This is a genomic window from Arthrobacter sp. FW306-06-A (assembly GCF_021870055.1).
Lineage (GTDB): Bacteria > Actinomycetota > Actinomycetes > Actinomycetales > Micrococcaceae > Arthrobacter.
The window spans coordinates 2,283,256-2,298,478 of record NZ_CP084552.1; the positions used below are offsets into that span (position 1 = coordinate 2,283,256).

Here is a 15,223-nt window from a genome sequence, read left to right on the forward strand (position 1 = left end):
CATCACCAGGGGCTGGGCTTGTAATCCTTCAGGAAAACGCCGTACTGGTCCTCGCCCTTTTCACCCATGACGATGGGATCGTAGACCCGGGCCGCGCCGTCCACCAGGTCCAGGGGAGCGTGGAAGCCTTCCTCCATCAGCCGGACCTTGGTGAAGTGCGGACGTTCGTCGGTGATCCAGCCCGTGTCCACGGCCGTCATCAGGATTCCGTCCGTGTCCAGCATTTCCTGGGCACTGGTGCGCGTCATCATGTTCAGGGCGGCCTTGGCCATGTTCGTGTGGGGGTGCCCCGGCCCCTTATATGCGCGGGAGAACTGGCCCTCCATGGCGGAGACGTTCACGATGTACTTCCGCCGGGCAGTGGAGCGCCTCATGGCGTCGCGGAGGCGGCTGACCAACAGGAACGGCGCGGTGACGTTGCAGAGCTGCACCTCGAGCATTTCGAGCGGATCCACCTCGTCCACTACTTGGGTCCAGCTGTTGATGGTGGCCAAGTCGGGAACCAGCCCGCCGGCGTCGATGGCCGTGCCCGAGGCGATCCGTTCCAGCGAGGCGGACCCGGTGGACAGCGCGAGGGAGGTGACGGCGTCGCCGGCCAGGACGGGATGTTCCGTGACGCTGCCGGCGATCGCCAGCGGGTGTTTGTCATGGGCGTGACCGAAGGTCAGCAGCTCCGGGCCGCCGTTGGCGTGCTCCAGTGCCGCGGGGAGGGGTTCGTCCTCGGCATCGACCAGGGGCTTGTAGGCATTGCCGGAACGGCGCACTGTCTGGGCGGCGTTGTTGATGATGATGTCCAGCGGGCCGGCTTCATTGAGCGAGTCGGTGAGGGCCATGACCTGGGCAGGATCGCGCAGGTCAATGCCCACGATCCGGAGCCGGTGCAGCCACTCGCCGCTGTCCTCCATGGCGGCGAAGCGCCGGGCTGCGTCCTTGGGGAACCGGGTGGTGATGGTGGTGTGCGCTCCATCGCGCAGCAGGCGCAGGGCGATGTACATCCCGATCTTGGCGCGGCCGCCGGTGAGCAGGGCCCGGCGCCCGGTGAGGTCCGTCCGGGCGTCGCGCTTGCTGTGGCTGAAGGCGGCGCATTTGGGGCACAGCTGGTGGTAGAACGCGTCCACCTGGGTGTAGTGCTGCTTGCAGATGTAGCAGGGGCGGGACCTGATGAGGTGGCCTGCAACCTTGCCGGTGGTGGACGGTGCCAGCTTGTTGCCGCGGGTCTCGTCATCGATCCGGTCCGGCGCGGCCGTGGCGGTCTGGGCGATAACGGCGCGGTCAGCCTCGGCGATCGAATCGCGCTTGGTGACCCTGCGGTGGCGCTTGACCGCCTTGAACATCTTTCCCGTCGCACGGCGGACTGCAAGGTAGTCCGGGTGCTCCTCGTCGTACGCGTGGATGGTGTTCAGGACCTTGAGGCAGGCCTGGATGTCCTCAGGGGTCAGATCGGGGGAGCTCATTGGGAAAATTTTACAGCGTACGCCGCAGGCCGGGGCACCATCGGTGGTGCCCCGGCCTGCTGGCTTACTGCGGGTAAAGCGGCGGCGACTCGGGCGTCAGGAAACCCTGCCGGCCGGCGCGGCCTCCGCGGCTGCGGCAGCATGCGTGCCGGCAACCTTGTCCGCGGCCTCGCGCATGTCGGGGTACTGCTCCGCGGCGGCCCTGATCGCACTGGGCAGGACGCCGACATGCTTCGCCGCGAGCTTCCGTTCTTCCTCGCCCGGCTCCGGGACCTCCTGGCCCTTGGACAGGACGGTAATGCCGGATTCGGTGACCTTGAAGCCGCGGGCCCGGTCAAGGTCCGGGTCGAGTCCAATGGCGGCTCCCGCGGGGACCTTGACGTTCTTGTCCAGGATGGCGCGGTTGATCACTGCCCCTTCGCCCACCTGCACCTTGTCCATCAGCACCGAGTCGATGACGCGGCCGCTGGTGGCCACGTAGACGTCGTTGGACAGCACCGAGCCTTCCACCACGCCGCCGGAAATCACCACGCCGTTGGCGACGATGGAGTCCAGCGCCGTGCCCACGGTGTTGTTCTTGCCGCGGACGAACTTGGCCGGCGGCGAAATGCTCTGGCGGGTGTAGATGGGCCACTCGGAGTTGTAGAGGTTGAAGACCGGCAGCGGGGAGATGAGGTCGATGTGGGCGTCATAGAAGGAGTCGATGGTGCCTACGTCGCGCCAGTAGGTGCGGTCGCGTTCGGTCGAGCCGGGGATGTCGTTGAGCGTGAAGTCGTAGACACCTGCCTCGCCGCGTTTGACGAAGTAGGGGATGATGTCCCCGCCCATGTCGTGCTTGGTGTCCAGGCGCTCGGCGTCCACGTGCAGCGCGGCCACCAGGGCGTCGGCATCAAAAACGTAGTTGCCCATGGAGGCGAGGAACTGGGAGGGGTCCGCGGCAAGACCGGGGGTGCTGGCGGGCTTTTCCACGAACGCCGCGATCTTCTGGGGGTCGTTCTGGTCCGTTTCGATGACGCCAAACTGGTTGGCCATGTGCAGCGGCTGCCGTACTGCGGCCACGGTGGCCTTGGCACCGCTGTTGACGTGCTGGGCAACCATCTGGGCGAAGTCCATCCGGTACACGTGGTCCGCGCCGACCACCACCACGATGTCCGGGTTGGCGTCATGGATGAGGTTCAGGGACTGGTAGATGGCGTTGGCACTGCCCAGGAACCAGCTCTTGCCCACGCGCTGCTGCGCCGGGACAGAAGCGATGTAGTTGCCGAGCTGGGTGGACATCCGCCAGGTCTCTGAAATGTGCCGGTCCAGGCTGTGCGACTTGTACTGGGTCAGCACCACGATCTGCAGGTAGCGGGAATTCACCAGGTTGGACAGCGCGAAGTCGATGAGGCGGTAGCTGCCGGCGAAGGGCACGGCGGGCTTGGCCCGGTCTGCCGTCAGTGGCATAAGCCTGTTTCCCTCGCCGCCTGCGAGGACAATGGCCAGGACTTTTTTGGTTAACGGCATGATGGTCGCTCCTGTACGCCTTCGTAACTCCCCAAGACAGTCCGGTATGCCCGGACTCCTTCACACTAGAACAGTTATCCGTGAACGACTACCTTGGGTCTTGTGCGAATAGACATTGTGACTAAAGAGTTCCCGCCGGAGATCTACGGTGGCGCCGGGGTGCATGTAGCCGAATTGAGCAGGGTGCTTAGTAAGCACGTTGACCTGCAGGTTCGTGCTTTTGGCGCTCCCCGTGACGCCGACTATCATGGCGCGACGGTAACGTCCTACCAGGTCCCGGAAGACCTCGGCGGGGCGAACGCGGCGGTCCAGACCCTGGGTGTGGACCTGCGCATTGTGCCGGACGTCCAAGGCGCGGACCTGGTCCATTCGCACACCTGGTACGCCAACATGGCAGGCCATCTGGCGTCTCTGCTCCACGGAATCCCGCACGTCCTCAGCGCCCACAGCCTCGAGCCGCTGCGGCCCTGGAAGGCTGAGCAGCTCGGTGGCGGCTATGCCCTCTCCTCCTGGGTGGAGAAGACAGCCTATGAAGCTGCGGCCGCGATCATCGCGGTGTCTGAAGGCATGCGCCAGGACATCCTGCGCAGTTACCCCAACGTGGACCCGGCGAAGGTCCGGGTGGTGCACAACGGCATCGACGTGGAGCTGTGGCAGCGTGACGAAAACGACGACGCCGTCCGTGCCCTGGGCATCGACCCGGCCAAGCCGAGCGTCGTCTTTGTGGGAAGAAACACACGCCAGAAGGGCGTCCCCTACCTCCTGAGGGCGGCGGCGAAGCTGCCGGCCGATGTCCAGCTGGTCCTGTGCCTCGGCGCGGCCGACACCCCGGAACTCGCAGCAGAGACCGCGGCCCTGATCGAGGACCTGCAGAAGCAGCGCACGGGCGTGGTGCTGATCGAGCGGATGCTGCCGCGCCACGAGCTCATCCAGGTGCTCAGCCACGCTACCGCGTTCGCCTGCCCCTCCATTTACGAGCCGCTGGGCATCGTCAACCTTGAAGCCATGGCCTGTGGGGCGGCGGTGGTGGCCAGTGCCACCGGCGGCATCCCCGAGGTCGTGGAGCATGGCCGCACCGGACTGCTGGTCGACCTGGAGCAGGTGACGGACGGCACGGGCACGCCCCTGGATCCGGAGAAGTTCGTCAAGGAGTTTGCTGCCGCCCTCACCGAGGTGGTGTCCGATCCCGACCGCGCCCGCGCCATGGGACGCGCCGGCCGGGAACGCGCCGAAAAGCACTTCTCCTGGGAGTCCATCACCGAGACCACCCTTGAGGTGTACCGCTCGGTACTGCCGGCCGCCGGCTGATCGTCCAAGTACAAATAACGACGGCGCCGCTCCCCTTGATAGGGGAGCGGCGCCGTCGTAATTTCCCGGCATTGCCTGGAGTGCCTTGGGCGCTCCCGGCAGGTCAGCCCTTCCGGCCTCCGGCAGCGGTCCGGGCGATCAGCACCTTCTCATCCACCGGGGATTGGCCGCTGGCACGCTGGTTCCGGAAATGCGCCCGGGCTTCGTCCTGGCGCGTCTTTTCGGCACCGGTGGCAATGGCTGCACGGACGTGGTCCTCGCCGTATCCAAAGGCCTCCACCAGGTCCAGCGCGTGCGGACGGATCTTCTCCAGCAGCCGGTTGATGTAGCCGCCCACCGTGCGGGCCCGCTGCATGGAAAGGCGGCCGTTCATCAGGTACCAGGACAGGTTCTTTTCGATCAGCGACAGGCCGAACAGGTCACGCAGCCAGGTCAACACTTTCCTGGTTCCCGGGTCCGACACCTGATGGAGGGCCTCCGTGAAGGCCTCCCACTGCAGCAGTTCGGCATGTGCCTGGGCGGCGTCGATGAGTTCGTTCTGGTGCCGGTTGAACAGGGCGGCGCCCTTGTCCTGCGGCAGCCGCTTGCTGCCCTTGAGGGCAGCTCCTGCCTCAGCCACCATGGTCTGCACCCGGTCCGTGAGGAGCGCACGCTGGCTTTCCTCGTCCCGCAACGCGATCGCGGCCTTCTGGACCGATCCGGTGTCCGCCATGAACTGGGCCACCTGGCGCAGGCCGGTGCGGTGGACTGCGACGCCGGCTGCCTGGTTCACCACGTAGCGGGCCAGGACGCCGAAGTCGACGCTGCGGAATTCCTTGGCGTAATCAGCCAGCAGGCGCTTGGCCACCAGCTGAAGCAAAACGGTGTTGTCGCCCTCGAACGTGGCGTACACGTCCAGGTCCGCACGCAGCGAGGCGAAGCGGTTTTCGATCAGGAACCCGGCCCCGCCACAGGCCTCCCGGCATTCCTGCAGGGTGTCCAGGGCGTGCCAGGTGCTCAGCGGCTTCAGCGCTGCAGCCAGCGTTTCCAGATCCTGGCGGTCCGCGTCGGTGTCGTGGGCACCGGAGAAGACGTCATCGAACTTCTCCAGCAGCTGTTCATGGGCGAAGGCGGCCGCGTAGGTGGTGGCCAGCCGGGTGAACAACCGCCGCTGGTGGCGCTGGTAGTCAAGCAGGACTTCCTCCTCGGTGTGGGAGGAGGCATTGAACTGGCGGCGCTCGGTGGCGTACTGGATGGCCGCCTTCAAAGCCACCTTGGAGGCGGCGACGGCGGCACCGTCCAGTGATACCCGACCCTGGACCAGGGTGCCCAGCATGGTGAAGAAGCGCCGGCCGGGGCTGGTGATGGGCGAGGTGTAGTTTCCGTCCACGTCAACGTTGCCATACCGGTTCAGGAGGTTGGTCCTGGGGATGCGGACGTTGGTGAAGTGCAGGCGGCCGTTGTCGATGCCGTTGAGGCCACCCTTGATGCCGTCGTCCTCGCCGCCAATGCCGGGCAGGAACTTCTTGGTCCGGGGGTCCCGCAGGTCCACGTAGAAGGCGTGGACTCCATGGTTCACGCTGCGGGTGACCAGCTGGGCGAAGACCACGGCGCCCAGCCCGTCAGTGGCGGCGTTGCCGATGTAGTCCTTCCAGGCCGCCCGGAAGGGGGTATGGATGACGAATTCTTCGGTGTCGGGATCGTAGTTGGCGGTGGTGGCGATGCTGGCCACATCTGAGCCGTGGCCGGTCTCGGTCATGGCGAAGCAGCCGGGGATCTCGAGGCTCATGATTCCCGGCAGCCACTTCGCGTGGTGTTCAGCCGTGCCCAAGTGCATCACCGCGGAACCGAAGAGTCCCCACTGGACGCCGGCCTTGATCTGGAGCGAGGGGTCGGCCACCACCAGTTCCTCAAAACCTGCGATGTTTCCGCCGTGGTCGTCCGAGCCGCCCAGGTCAGACGGGAAGGCGCGGTGCACGGCCTCATTGTCCACGAGGTATTTGAGCTGGCCGAAGACGCGTTCACGGTGGTCCGTGTGGGTCAGGCCCTCCACTTTGTGCAGTTCCGGCCTGGCTGCCAGGTCCCGCGCCTGGCGGCGGACGTCGGCCCACTTTCCCAGGAGCTGCCTGCCCAATGCCTCGACGTCGACGGCGGGTTCGGAGCTTTTGTCCGGAGTGGCGGCAGGCGTTGCCGCGGGGCGGAGGCCCTTGCCGGCTTGGCGTTCCACTACATCAGTCATGTCACAGTCCTTCTTTGGCGGATAACTTGGTGGTTGGTGAAGCAGGGGTGAGCTCAGGGGCTATGCCAACGCACAGCCACGCCGTGATCTGGCGCGCCATGGTCTCCTGGGTCGGCTTGGCAGGGGACTCGGGGGTGCTGAGCCACTGTTCGCCGGCATTCCGCACCAGTCCGATGGCCGCCTTGGGCCAGTAGCCGATGACGGCTTCTCCGACGTCGCCCAGGTGCGAGCGCATCGGTTTGGCGATCATGTCCGCGATGGCGTCGAAGAAGTGCCCCAGCGGGCCGCCTGCGGCTGCAGGATGAGCGGGGCCGGGCTGGTCAGCCGGCGCATAGCTTGTGACAAACGCATAGACGTTGGGGCTGGTGTCCGCCATTTGCAGGTAGGCCGATACCATCGCCAGCAGCCCTTCCCGAGGTGTGACGGCACTTTGCGCAGCTTCCTGGATGCGGTGCTGCATCTGGCTGAGGACCACTTCTCCCACAGCCTGCTGCAGCCCGGCTTTGTCCCCAAAGTAGCGGTAGAAGACCGATTTGGAGGTCCCGGCGGCAGTTGCGATGTCCTCCATCGAGGCGTCGCTGCCCAGTGCATGCACTGCCCGGCGGGCCTGCTTGATCAGTTCTGTGCGCCGTTCCTCGCGGTGGCTTTGCCAGCGCGAGGAGCGCCCGTCCGGGCTTGCGGGTTGTTGAAGCCTGATGGAAGGAGAGATGTTTGTGTCCTGAAAGTTCACGATACCCAGCGTATCAGGTACGCTGGGTATCGGTAACCGCATGTGACCCGAGGAGCCTTCCATGTCCATAGACGGACAGTCCACCCCCGCGCCTGATGGATCAGCCTCAGCCGCCGTCCCGCCAACCCGCAGGGCGGTGGTCGTCGGCGGAAACAGGATTCCGTTCGCCCGCGCCGGCGGCGCCTATGCAAAGTCTTCCAACCAGGACATGCTGACCGCTGCCTTGGACGGCCTGATCGCACGCTTCGGACTTCAGGACGAGCGGATCGGCCAGGTGGCAGCGGGCGCGGTGCTCAAGCATTCCAAAGATTTCAACCTCACCAGGGAAGCCGTACTCGGCACGGCACTCTCGGCCGAGACTCCCGTCTACGACCTCCAGCAGGCATGTGCCACAGGCCTTGAAACGGTTGTGGGGCTGTCGAACAAGATCAAGCTGGGTCAAATCGACTCGGCCATCGCCGGCGGCGTTGATTCGGCATCCGACGCACCGGTGGTTGTCAGCGAAGGTCTTCGCGAGGTGATCCTGGACCTGCACCGCGCCAAGACACTTCCCCAGCGGCTGCAGATCCTGAGCCGGCTGCGACCCAAGGACTTGGCGCCGCTGGCCCCCGGTACGGGAGAGCCGCGTACCGGCCTGACCATGGGCGAGCACCAGGCCCTCACCACCGCACAGTGGAAAATCTCCCGCGAAGCCCAGGACGAGCTGGCCTTGAACAGCCACCACAACCTGGCCGCCGCTTACGATTCAGGTTTCTTTGATGACCTGCTGACCCCGTACCGCGGGCTGACGCGCGACGCGAACCTCCGCGCCGATACCTCAAAGGAAAAGCTCGCTTCCCTGAAGCCGGTCTTTGGCCGCAACCTCGGTGCAGATGCCACCATGACCGCAGGCAACTCCACGCCGCTGACGGACGGGGCCTCCACGGTGTTGCTGGCTTCCGACGAATGGGCAGACGCCCGGGACCTGCCCAAGCTGGCCGCCGTGGTTGACGCCGAGGCTGCTGCGGTGGATTTTGTGCACGGCAAGGACGGGTTGCTGATGGCGCCCGTGTTCGCTGTGCCACGGCTCCTGGCCCGGCAAAACCTAACGCTTGCTGACTTTGACTACTTCGAGATTCACGAAGCCTTTGCCGCCACTGTCCTCAGCACACTGGCTGCATGGGAGGACGAGGAGTTCGGCCGCACCCGCCTGGGCCTGGAAGGTGCGTTCGGCAGCATTGACCGATCACGCCTCAACGTCAACGGGTCTTCGCTGGCGGCGGGCCACCCGTTCGCCGCAACCGGCGGCCGCATCGTCGCCACCCTGGCCAAGATGCTGCACGCCAAGGCGGCTTCCACCGGCCGTCCTGCCCGCGGCCTGGTGTCCGTTTGCGCAGCCGGCGGCCAGGGCGTCGTCGCGATCCTGGAATCTCTGTAGGGGGCGGCATGGCAGATAAATACACGCAACTGGTCAACAGCGGCCTGGGCCGCAACCTGGCAAAGAAGCTCGGCCTTCCGCAGCCCGCTGTCCTGCGCCGCTACGAGCCGGGCCAGCCGCTGGTGACGGGACCCGTCGTCGTCGTGGGGGATACTGCAGGGGCAGACAAACTGGCCGCGGAACTGCTGTCCTGGGACCTTGACGTCAGGCGGCACGCTGTCCCGGCCGAAAAACTCGGCGCCATCATCCTGGTCCTCGACGAGGTGGAGCACCCGGCAGAGCTGGAAAAGCCCGTACTGGCCGCGGCCGGCTCGCTCCGGGACCTGCGGCCAGGTGGCCGGATCATCACCTTGTCGCGTCCCGCAGCGGAGGCGACCTCACCCGAAACCGCTGCGGCACGGCAGGGGGTGGATGGCTTCCTGCGTTCCCTTGCCAAGGAACTGCGGGCAGGGGCAGCGGGTAACGGCGTACTCCTGGCAGACGGCACCACATCCATCAGTCCCAGCACCCTCGGTGCCATCAGGTTCTTCCTTTCCGCCCGGTCCGCGTTCGTGGACGGCCAGTTCCTGAAGGTTTCAACGGAGGACGGCGGGCTTCCCGCTGACCCCCAACGGCCGCTGGAAGGAAAAGTTGCCGTCGTCACCGGCGCTGCCCGCGGCATCGGAGCCCAGATTGCCCGGACCCTGCACCGCGATGGAGCCACACTGATCTTGGTGGACATCCCGGCGGCCGGGGACCAGCTGGCGTCCGTAGCCAACGAGGTGCGGGGCACTGCCCTGCAGCTGGACATCACCGGCGAGGACGCGGGACAACGGATTATCGGCCATGCCGTCCAGCGGCACGGCCGGCTGGACATCGTGGTGCATAACGCGGGTATCACCCGGGATAAGCTGCTGGCCAACATGGACCAGGCACGGTGGAACAGTGTCATCAACATCAACATTGCGGCCCAGCTCCGGATCAACGAGGCACTGCTGCAATCCGGGCATTTGGGGCCTGCGCCGCGTATCGTGTCAGTTGCCTCCACCAGCGGCATCGCCGGTAACAGGGGACAGACCAACTACGCCGCATCCAAGGGGGGAGTGATGGGAATGGTCCGGGCCAGCGCCCCGCTGTTCGCGTCCCTCGGCGGCACCATCAACGCGGTGGCGCCCGGTTTCATCGAAACCGAGATGACGGCCCGGATCCCCCTTGCCGTGCGCGAGGTGGCACGGCGGCTCAATTCGCTCCAGCAGGGCGGCCTTCCCTCCGACGTTGCGGAAACCATCGCTTTCCTGGCCAGCGACGCCGCGGGCGGCATCAACGGGGAGGTGCTGCGGGTGTGCGGGCAGAACCTGGTGGGGGCATGACAGTCCAGCAACCAGTAATCCTGGCCGAAATGCCCTCCCTGTCCAAGCTCTACGTCAATGCGGCCGCGATGGCAGCACGCCGCAGGCTGCTGGGAAACCACGACACGTCAGTCCTTCCGGCTGAAAGCCATGAAGTCAGGGGCGTGGCTGTCAACGTTGAAAACCTCACCGCCTACCAGCATCTGATCGGTGAGACGGCCAGCGACGTCCTGCCGGCCGGTTTCATCCACGCCATCGCATTTCCCCTGGCCATGAGCGTCATGAACCGGGACGACTTTCCGCTGCCCCTGCTGGGAATGATCCATTTGCGCAACAGCGTGGAGCAGAGGTCGCCATTGGTCTTCACCGACCTTCTGGACATGACCGCCAAGGTGGAAAATTTGCGCGGACACCGTGCAGGCACCCAGGTGGACGTTGTGGCGGAGGTCCGGCCTGCCGGCTCTGGGGAGGTGCACTGGCGCGGGGTGTCCACCTACCTGGCCAAGGGCGTGTTCCTGCCCGGGATCGACAAACCCACTGCCATCCCGGCAAAGGCAGACTTCACCGCACCTGACCCAACAGCCCTGTGGCAGCTGGGAGTGGATGCCGGACGTGCCTATGCCGCCGTATCGGGGGACTTCAACCCCATACACCTGAGTGTGCTCTCGGCCAAAGCGCTGGGGCTGCGCCGTTCAATCGCGCACGGCATGTACCTGGCCTCGCGGGCCCTTGCAGATGTGGGACCCGCCCGGGGCGATTCCTTCATCTGGGACGTGGACTTCGAAGCGCCGGTCTTCCTGCCGTCCCGGGTGGCTCTGGAGATCGAAACCGAACAAAGCGGTTCAGGGGCGTGGAAGCACTCCAACTTTGTTGCGTGGAGTCCGCGCTCCGGGCGGCGCCACTTCACCGGCACTGTTTCAGCGCTGTAGCTCGTGGCGCCGGATTCCGGGCTTAGTCCTTCGGCCGCACCGCCCGCAGGATCCGGTGAAGGCTGAGCAGGACCGACTCGGAGGCAGGGACCGTTCCCTGCGCCGCAGGCCTTCCGGCGGTGGCGGCCATACAGGCCTCCACCGCCGCTTTGGCGGTTGCATACGCGTCCTTCCGGGACCCGGTGTCGCCGCAGGAATCGACCGACAGCAGCTCTCCGGTTGCGGTGACGGCGTCTGCCAGCGGTTCGTTGTCCTGCAACGGGATGGCGTACGGTACGTCGTCTTCCCAGATCACATCGGAAAGCACATCGGTCATGTCCTGGATGTGGAACGTAACGCGCTCCAGGTCCTGCAGGTCGCGGTAATCCTGGTCCATGTCGCGCGGGTGCAGTTTCCGGCGCGGATTCGCCCGGCGGCTTGCGTCGGCTTCCTTGACCAGGTGCCGCACCGACCTGGCCGCCTCGGCCAGTTCGTCCGACCTGCGCGACCAGTCCTCATGCTCAGGCGGCCATTTTTCCTTCAGGGCCGCGCCCATGTCGGTCAGTTGCCGTCCCAGTGCGAGCCGCAGGTCTGCAAGGCTGGAGGCGGCCGCGTTGAAGTGTAGCGGCGGGAAGATCAGAAAATTTACCGCGATGCCCACCGCCACGCCGGCAGCCATCTGCACCAGGTAACCGTAGGAAAAGTCATCGGCATTGCTGCCGCCCACCAGCAGCACCAGGAGTGCCGCCGTCGGAATCCAATCGCTGCCTGAGCCGATGCCCGGCAACCCGCCCAACAGCACTCCCACCCCCATGAAAAGGGCGACTGTCAGGGGTGAGGGCTCGCTGATGCTCACCAGGACGAAAGCGAGGCCAATCCCCATCGCAAGCCCCGCCAAAGCCTGCGCCCCTTGCTTCACCGACCCGGCGACATTGTGGTACATCGCCACCAGTGCACCCAGCGGCGCGTAGTAGGCGTAGTGCGACGCCGCGCCCGGCATGTGGGGAGCGATGGCGAAAGCCAGCCCCGCGGCGAGAGCCGCTTTGGCAGCCAGCTGAAGCCGCTGTGCTGCGAAGGCGGCAGAGAGTCCCGCCACCGATTGTTTGAGTAGTTGGGTCCCCCGAGCCCACCGTGCATCCGGCCGTGCCTGAGTATTGCCCATCCGGACCACAGTAGGCCCGGGGCACCCTCAGGACAAGCCGGCCGCTGACCGCCGCACCTCTGCGGCGAGGCGGTGGGCCCGGCCCGGAGTGCGCCCTTCTTCCTGCCGCCGGGGAATGTAGCCGAAGCTCATGCCATAGGAGGGGTCGGCAAATCCAAGGGCCGCATTGGCCCCCTCATGCCCGAAGGCACGGTAACTTCCGAAGTTCCGCGAGGGGTGCGGTTTCATGAAGACGACGGCGAAAGCATTGTCCAGTCCGGAGGACCGGTCCAGGCCCCACACCTGCTCCCGCGTCATGGCCGCGACAGTCCCACCTGTGAGGAACGGCTCATCGCCGTCGACGCCGGTGGTCGCCGCCGCGTACAGCCGGGCGAGGCCGTCTGCTGATCCCACACCGCCCGCCGCGGACATACCGGCGGCCCGCACGGACCGGATGTTCGGCAGCTCCATGATGGTGCTGACGGGTGCATTGCTGTTGAGGCCTTCGAGGCTGAGGGGGTCCACCCACGGCTGGTTCGCAACATCTTCGTAGAGGACATCCCGGTACCGCGGTTCCAGGTCCTCCGGAAGGCCGAGGAAGAACTCCACCTCCTGCGGTTTGCGGATCCTCCGGTCATAAAGGTCCTGCAGTGCCTCACCCGTGGTGCGGCGGCACAGTTCCTCCATCAGGATGCCAATGGCGAGTGCGTGGTAGCCGAACTGCCGGCCGGGTTCCCATGCGGGGGCGGCAGCGGCCAGCCGGGCGGCGGCGCGGGCTGTTGTGAACTCGTCCAGCCCGAAGCCGCCCTCAACGCCTAAAAGACCGGCCTGGTGCGACAGCGCCTCCCGCACCAGCAGCCGGTCTTTTCCATGCACTGCGAACTCGGGCCAGTAGTGGGCCACTGTCTTGTCCAGCTCAAGGACGCCGTCCTGCACGAGCAGAGCGATGACCATTGCGGCAACGCCTTTCGAGCAGGAATATGCGCCGGTCAGGGTTTCGGCGTCCATGTCCGGCCCACCGGCCAAGTGCACCACCGGCACCCCGTGCTGGTAGGCAGCGACTTGCGCGCTGTAACGGGGGTCCTCTGCGAGAAGGGACTTGAACAGGCCCAGCACGTTTTCGTACCCCGGCGCCACAAAACCAAGAGAAGTCTGCATGCCTTTCAGTGTAGGAGGAAAGCGATTTCTCGCGCCGGGTTTGGCCCGACTTAGGCTCCGTGTCCCGGTGCCACTTCCTCACCCGGCCGGACCGGCCCCGGAGGGGTACCGTCGCCGAAGGGCCGGCCGCCCAGGGATTCGCGGCCGTGCTCTTCCAGCCATCCGCCCAACGCGGGGCCGGCGGGAACAATTCCGGTGGGGTTGATGTCCTCATGGACGATGTAGTAGTGCCGCTTGATCTGCACGAAGTCGATGGTGTCACCGAAGCCCGGCGTCTGGAACAGGTCCCTGGCGTAGCCCCACAGGTTGGGCATCTCGCTCAATTTCTGCCGGTTGCACTTGAAGTGCCCGTGGTACACGGGATCGAACCTTGCCAGTGTGGTGAACAGCCGCACATCCGCCTCGGTGATGGTGTCGCCAACCAGGTAGCGCTGCCGCGAGAGGCGGTCCTCCAGCCAGTCCATGGCGGTCCACAAGCGTTCGTATGCTGCGTCATAGGCTTCCTGCGAGCCGGCGAAGCCGCAGCGGTAGACGCCGTTGTTGACTTCGGTAAAGACCCGCTTGTTCACCTGGTCGATCTCGTCGCGGAGGTGCTCGGGATAGAGTTGCGGCGCACCCGGTCGGTGGAACTCCGTCCACTCCGTCGAAAAGTCCAGGGTGATCTGGGGGAAGTTGTTGGTCACCACTTCGCCGCTGCGCACGTCCACGATGGCAGGGACCGTGATGCCGCGGGGGTAGCCGGGGAAGCGTTTGAAGTAGGCCTCCTGGAGCCGCTCGATGCCCAGGACCGGATCCACGCCGCCGGGATCGAGGTCGAAAGTCCAGGAACGTGCATCATGGGTGGGGCCGGGCTGGCCCAGCGAGATTGCCTCTTCCAGCCCCAGCAGCCTGCGGACAATTACGGTGCGGTTGGCCCATGGGCATGCCCTGGCGGCAATGAGGCGGTAGCGCCCTGCCTCCACGGGCCAGCCGGGCTCGCCGTTGCTGCCGGGCGCGGCGTCCCTGGTGATGCGGTCCTCAATGTAGTTGGTGTCGCGGGTAAATTCCGCGCCGCCTGTCACATAGGCTCCGCGGGTGCTGTGCTCGTTGGTGGCGTGGGTCGCTGTGCGGGTGCTTTCCGTTTCCTGGCTCATGCCACCAGCCTATGCGCCGCCCCTGAAATCTAGGGACCTTTCAGCAGGATCACCGAGATAGGCTGCCACGCCACGAGCCAGGCCCCGGCGACGATCAGCGAAAACAAGGCGATCCAGATCCCCGAGGGAACGGAGGTGGCCCGGTACAGGAGGTAGGCATCGGAGCTGCCCAGGCGGTCCCGGCGGCGGAGGTGGACGTTGGTGAGCTTGAGCAGGTCGCGGACGCCAGCCACCAGCAGCGCCATGCCGAGGACGACGGTAACGTGGCCCACGACGGGCCCAGGTGCCAGGAACGCCAATGCGGCGGTGCCGGCGATGGCTGATGCGGTGATGGCGAATCCGGCCAGGTTGCGCAGGAAGACCAGCGACGTGGCCAGGACCAGCGCAGTGGCGGCCATGGCGGCGGGACCCCAACCACTGAGCCCGCACCACACGAAAGCTGCACCAACCATGGCAGGCACCGGGTAGCCCCAAAAACACGACCACGCGGCCGCCAGCCTGCTCCGGCTGTACGTGGTGGTGGTCCCCGAATGGTCGAGCCGGAGCCGGATCCCTGCCAGCCGCTGCCCGGAGGTCACGGCGGCAAACGCGTGCCCCAGTTCGTGCGTGGCGGTGGCGAGGAGCCCGAAGTAGCGCCAGCTGCGGCGCGGGATGGACAGGGCGACGGCGGCTGCCAGGGACAGGAGCAGCTCAACCCACGTGACGGTGGGTACGTTTGTTTGGGTGAAGGCGGCGCTGAACGCGCTCCACAAGCTGGCGGGGCTGTCCACCGTTGCCTCCTGGCTGCCGGGCCGGGGTGGTGCGTGCCGGCGTCGTACGTTGTGTGCCCAACCTTACGAAGCTGGGCTGGGTGAATGCTTGGCGGTGAGTGCTTAAAGCCGAAAGGCACGCCTGGTGCGGCGTGCCTTTCGGGCAAGGGTGG

Annotated in this window: 12 protein-coding genes; 4 read left to right on the forward strand and 8 right to left on the reverse strand. The window is 66.1% G+C overall.

Annotated features, from left to right (window positions below):
- Window positions 1-2: 2 nt before the first annotated feature.
- Window positions 3-1,454 carry an SDR family NAD(P)-dependent oxidoreductase gene (locus LFT49_RS10485; RefSeq protein ID WP_237428166.1) on the reverse strand — a complete coding sequence of 484 codons (1,452 nt, stop codon included), beginning with the start codon at window positions 1,452-1,454 and terminating at the stop codon, window positions 3-5.
- A gap of 96 nt (window positions 1,455-1,550) precedes the next feature.
- The gene (gene glgC, locus LFT49_RS10490) at window positions 1,551-2,960 is read right to left on the reverse strand and encodes a glucose-1-phosphate adenylyltransferase (RefSeq protein WP_237428167.1); all 1,410 of its coding nucleotides are present in this window, start codon (window positions 2,958-2,960) and stop codon (window positions 1,551-1,553) included.
- A gap of 102 nt (window positions 2,961-3,062) precedes the next feature.
- Here glgC and glgA point away from each other — a divergent pair, with 102 nt between their 5' ends.
- Window positions 3,063-4,268 (forward strand): glycogen synthase, encoded by a 1,206-nt coding sequence (glgA, locus tag LFT49_RS10495; protein ID WP_236802712.1) that lies wholly within the window; start codon window positions 3,063-3,065, stop codon window positions 4,266-4,268.
- Window positions 4,269-4,371: 103 nt separating this feature from the next.
- On the opposite strand, the gene LFT49_RS10500 is transcribed toward glgA, so the two are convergent.
- Window positions 4,372-6,486: an acyl-CoA dehydrogenase family protein gene (locus LFT49_RS10500; protein ID WP_237428168.1), complete on the reverse strand. Its 2,115-nt coding sequence runs from the start codon at window positions 6,484-6,486 to the stop codon at window positions 4,372-4,374.
- 1 nt (window position 6,487) lies between these two features.
- Complete coding sequence (locus LFT49_RS10505; protein ID WP_442863706.1) at window positions 6,488-7,258, reverse strand: TetR/AcrR family transcriptional regulator; 771 nt, start codon at window positions 7,256-7,258, stop codon at window positions 6,488-6,490.
- 19 nt (window positions 7,259-7,277) lie between these two features.
- Between LFT49_RS10505 and LFT49_RS10510 the strand changes: the two genes are divergently transcribed.
- From LFT49_RS10510 to LFT49_RS10520, 3 genes are read left to right on the forward strand one after another with little or no spacing between them, the layout of a single operon-like run.
- Window positions 7,278-8,633 (forward strand): acetyl-CoA C-acetyltransferase, encoded by a 1,356-nt coding sequence (locus LFT49_RS10510; RefSeq protein ID WP_236802717.1) that lies wholly within the window; start codon window positions 7,278-7,280, stop codon window positions 8,631-8,633.
- A gap of 8 nt (window positions 8,634-8,641) precedes the next feature.
- Window positions 8,642-9,982 (forward strand): 3-oxoacyl-ACP reductase, encoded by a 1,341-nt coding sequence (locus LFT49_RS10515; RefSeq protein WP_237428170.1) that lies wholly within the window; start codon window positions 8,642-8,644, stop codon window positions 9,980-9,982.
- The gene (locus tag LFT49_RS10520) at window positions 9,979-10,890 is read left to right on the forward strand and encodes a MaoC family dehydratase (protein ID WP_237428171.1); all 912 of its coding nucleotides are present in this window, start codon (window positions 9,979-9,981) and stop codon (window positions 10,888-10,890) included. Before LFT49_RS10515 ends, LFT49_RS10520 begins: the two co-directional genes overlap by 4 nt.
- Before the next feature lie 22 nt (window positions 10,891-10,912).
- On the opposite strand, the gene LFT49_RS10525 is transcribed toward LFT49_RS10520, so the two are convergent.
- The 4 genes from LFT49_RS10525 to LFT49_RS10540 all read right to left on the reverse strand — a co-directional run bounded on the left by LFT49_RS10525 (window position 10,913) and on the right by LFT49_RS10540 (window position 15,071).
- Window positions 10,913-11,965 carry an FUSC family protein gene (locus tag LFT49_RS10525; RefSeq protein ID WP_237430505.1) on the reverse strand — a complete coding sequence of 351 codons (1,053 nt, stop codon included), beginning with the start codon at window positions 11,963-11,965 and terminating at the stop codon, window positions 10,913-10,915.
- Between the two features lie 93 nt (window positions 11,966-12,058).
- Window positions 12,059-13,168, reverse strand: a complete 1,110-nt coding sequence (locus LFT49_RS10530) for a serine hydrolase domain-containing protein (RefSeq protein WP_237428172.1) — start codon at window positions 13,166-13,168, stop codon at window positions 12,059-12,061.
- A gap of 50 nt (window positions 13,169-13,218) precedes the next feature.
- The gene (locus LFT49_RS10535; RefSeq protein WP_236802725.1) at window positions 13,219-14,301 is read right to left on the reverse strand and encodes a glutathione S-transferase family protein; all 1,083 of its coding nucleotides are present in this window, start codon (window positions 14,299-14,301) and stop codon (window positions 13,219-13,221) included.
- 29 nt (window positions 14,302-14,330) lie between these two features.
- Window positions 14,331-15,071: a M50 family metallopeptidase gene (locus LFT49_RS10540; protein ID WP_237428173.1), complete on the reverse strand. Its 741-nt coding sequence runs from the start codon at window positions 15,069-15,071 to the stop codon at window positions 14,331-14,333.
- Between the last annotated feature and the right edge of the window lie 152 nt (window positions 15,072-15,223).

Excerpts from the sequence above, each read along its gene's own strand:
- LFT49_RS10535 (WP_236802725.1), bottom strand. The coding sequence starts at position 14,301 with ATGAGCCAGGAAACGGAAAGCACCCGCACAGCGACCCACGCCACCAAC.
- LFT49_RS10505 (WP_442863706.1), bottom strand. The coding sequence starts at position 7,258 with ATGCGGTTACCGATACCCAGCGTACCTGATACGCTGGGTATCGTGAAC.
- LFT49_RS10500 (WP_237428168.1), bottom strand. The coding sequence starts at position 6,486 with ATGACTGATGTAGTGGAACGCCAAGCCGGCAAGGGCCTCCGCCCCGCG.
- LFT49_RS10515 (WP_237428170.1), top strand. The coding sequence starts at position 8,642 with ATGGCAGATAAATACACGCAACTGGTCAACAGCGGCCTGGGCCGCAAC.
- LFT49_RS10530 (WP_237428172.1), bottom strand. The coding sequence starts at position 13,168 with ATGCAGACTTCTCTTGGTTTTGTGGCGCCGGGGTACGAAAACGTGCTG.
- LFT49_RS10510 (WP_236802717.1), top strand. The coding sequence starts at position 7,278 with ATGTCCATAGACGGACAGTCCACCCCCGCGCCTGATGGATCAGCCTCA.
- LFT49_RS10485 (WP_237428166.1), bottom strand. The coding sequence starts at position 1,454 with ATGAGCTCCCCCGATCTGACCCCTGAGGACATCCAGGCCTGCCTCAAG.
- LFT49_RS10520 (WP_237428171.1), top strand. The coding sequence starts at position 9,979 with ATGACAGTCCAGCAACCAGTAATCCTGGCCGAAATGCCCTCCCTGTCC.
- glgC (WP_237428167.1), bottom strand. The coding sequence starts at position 2,960 with ATGCCGTTAACCAAAAAAGTCCTGGCCATTGTCCTCGCAGGCGGCGAG.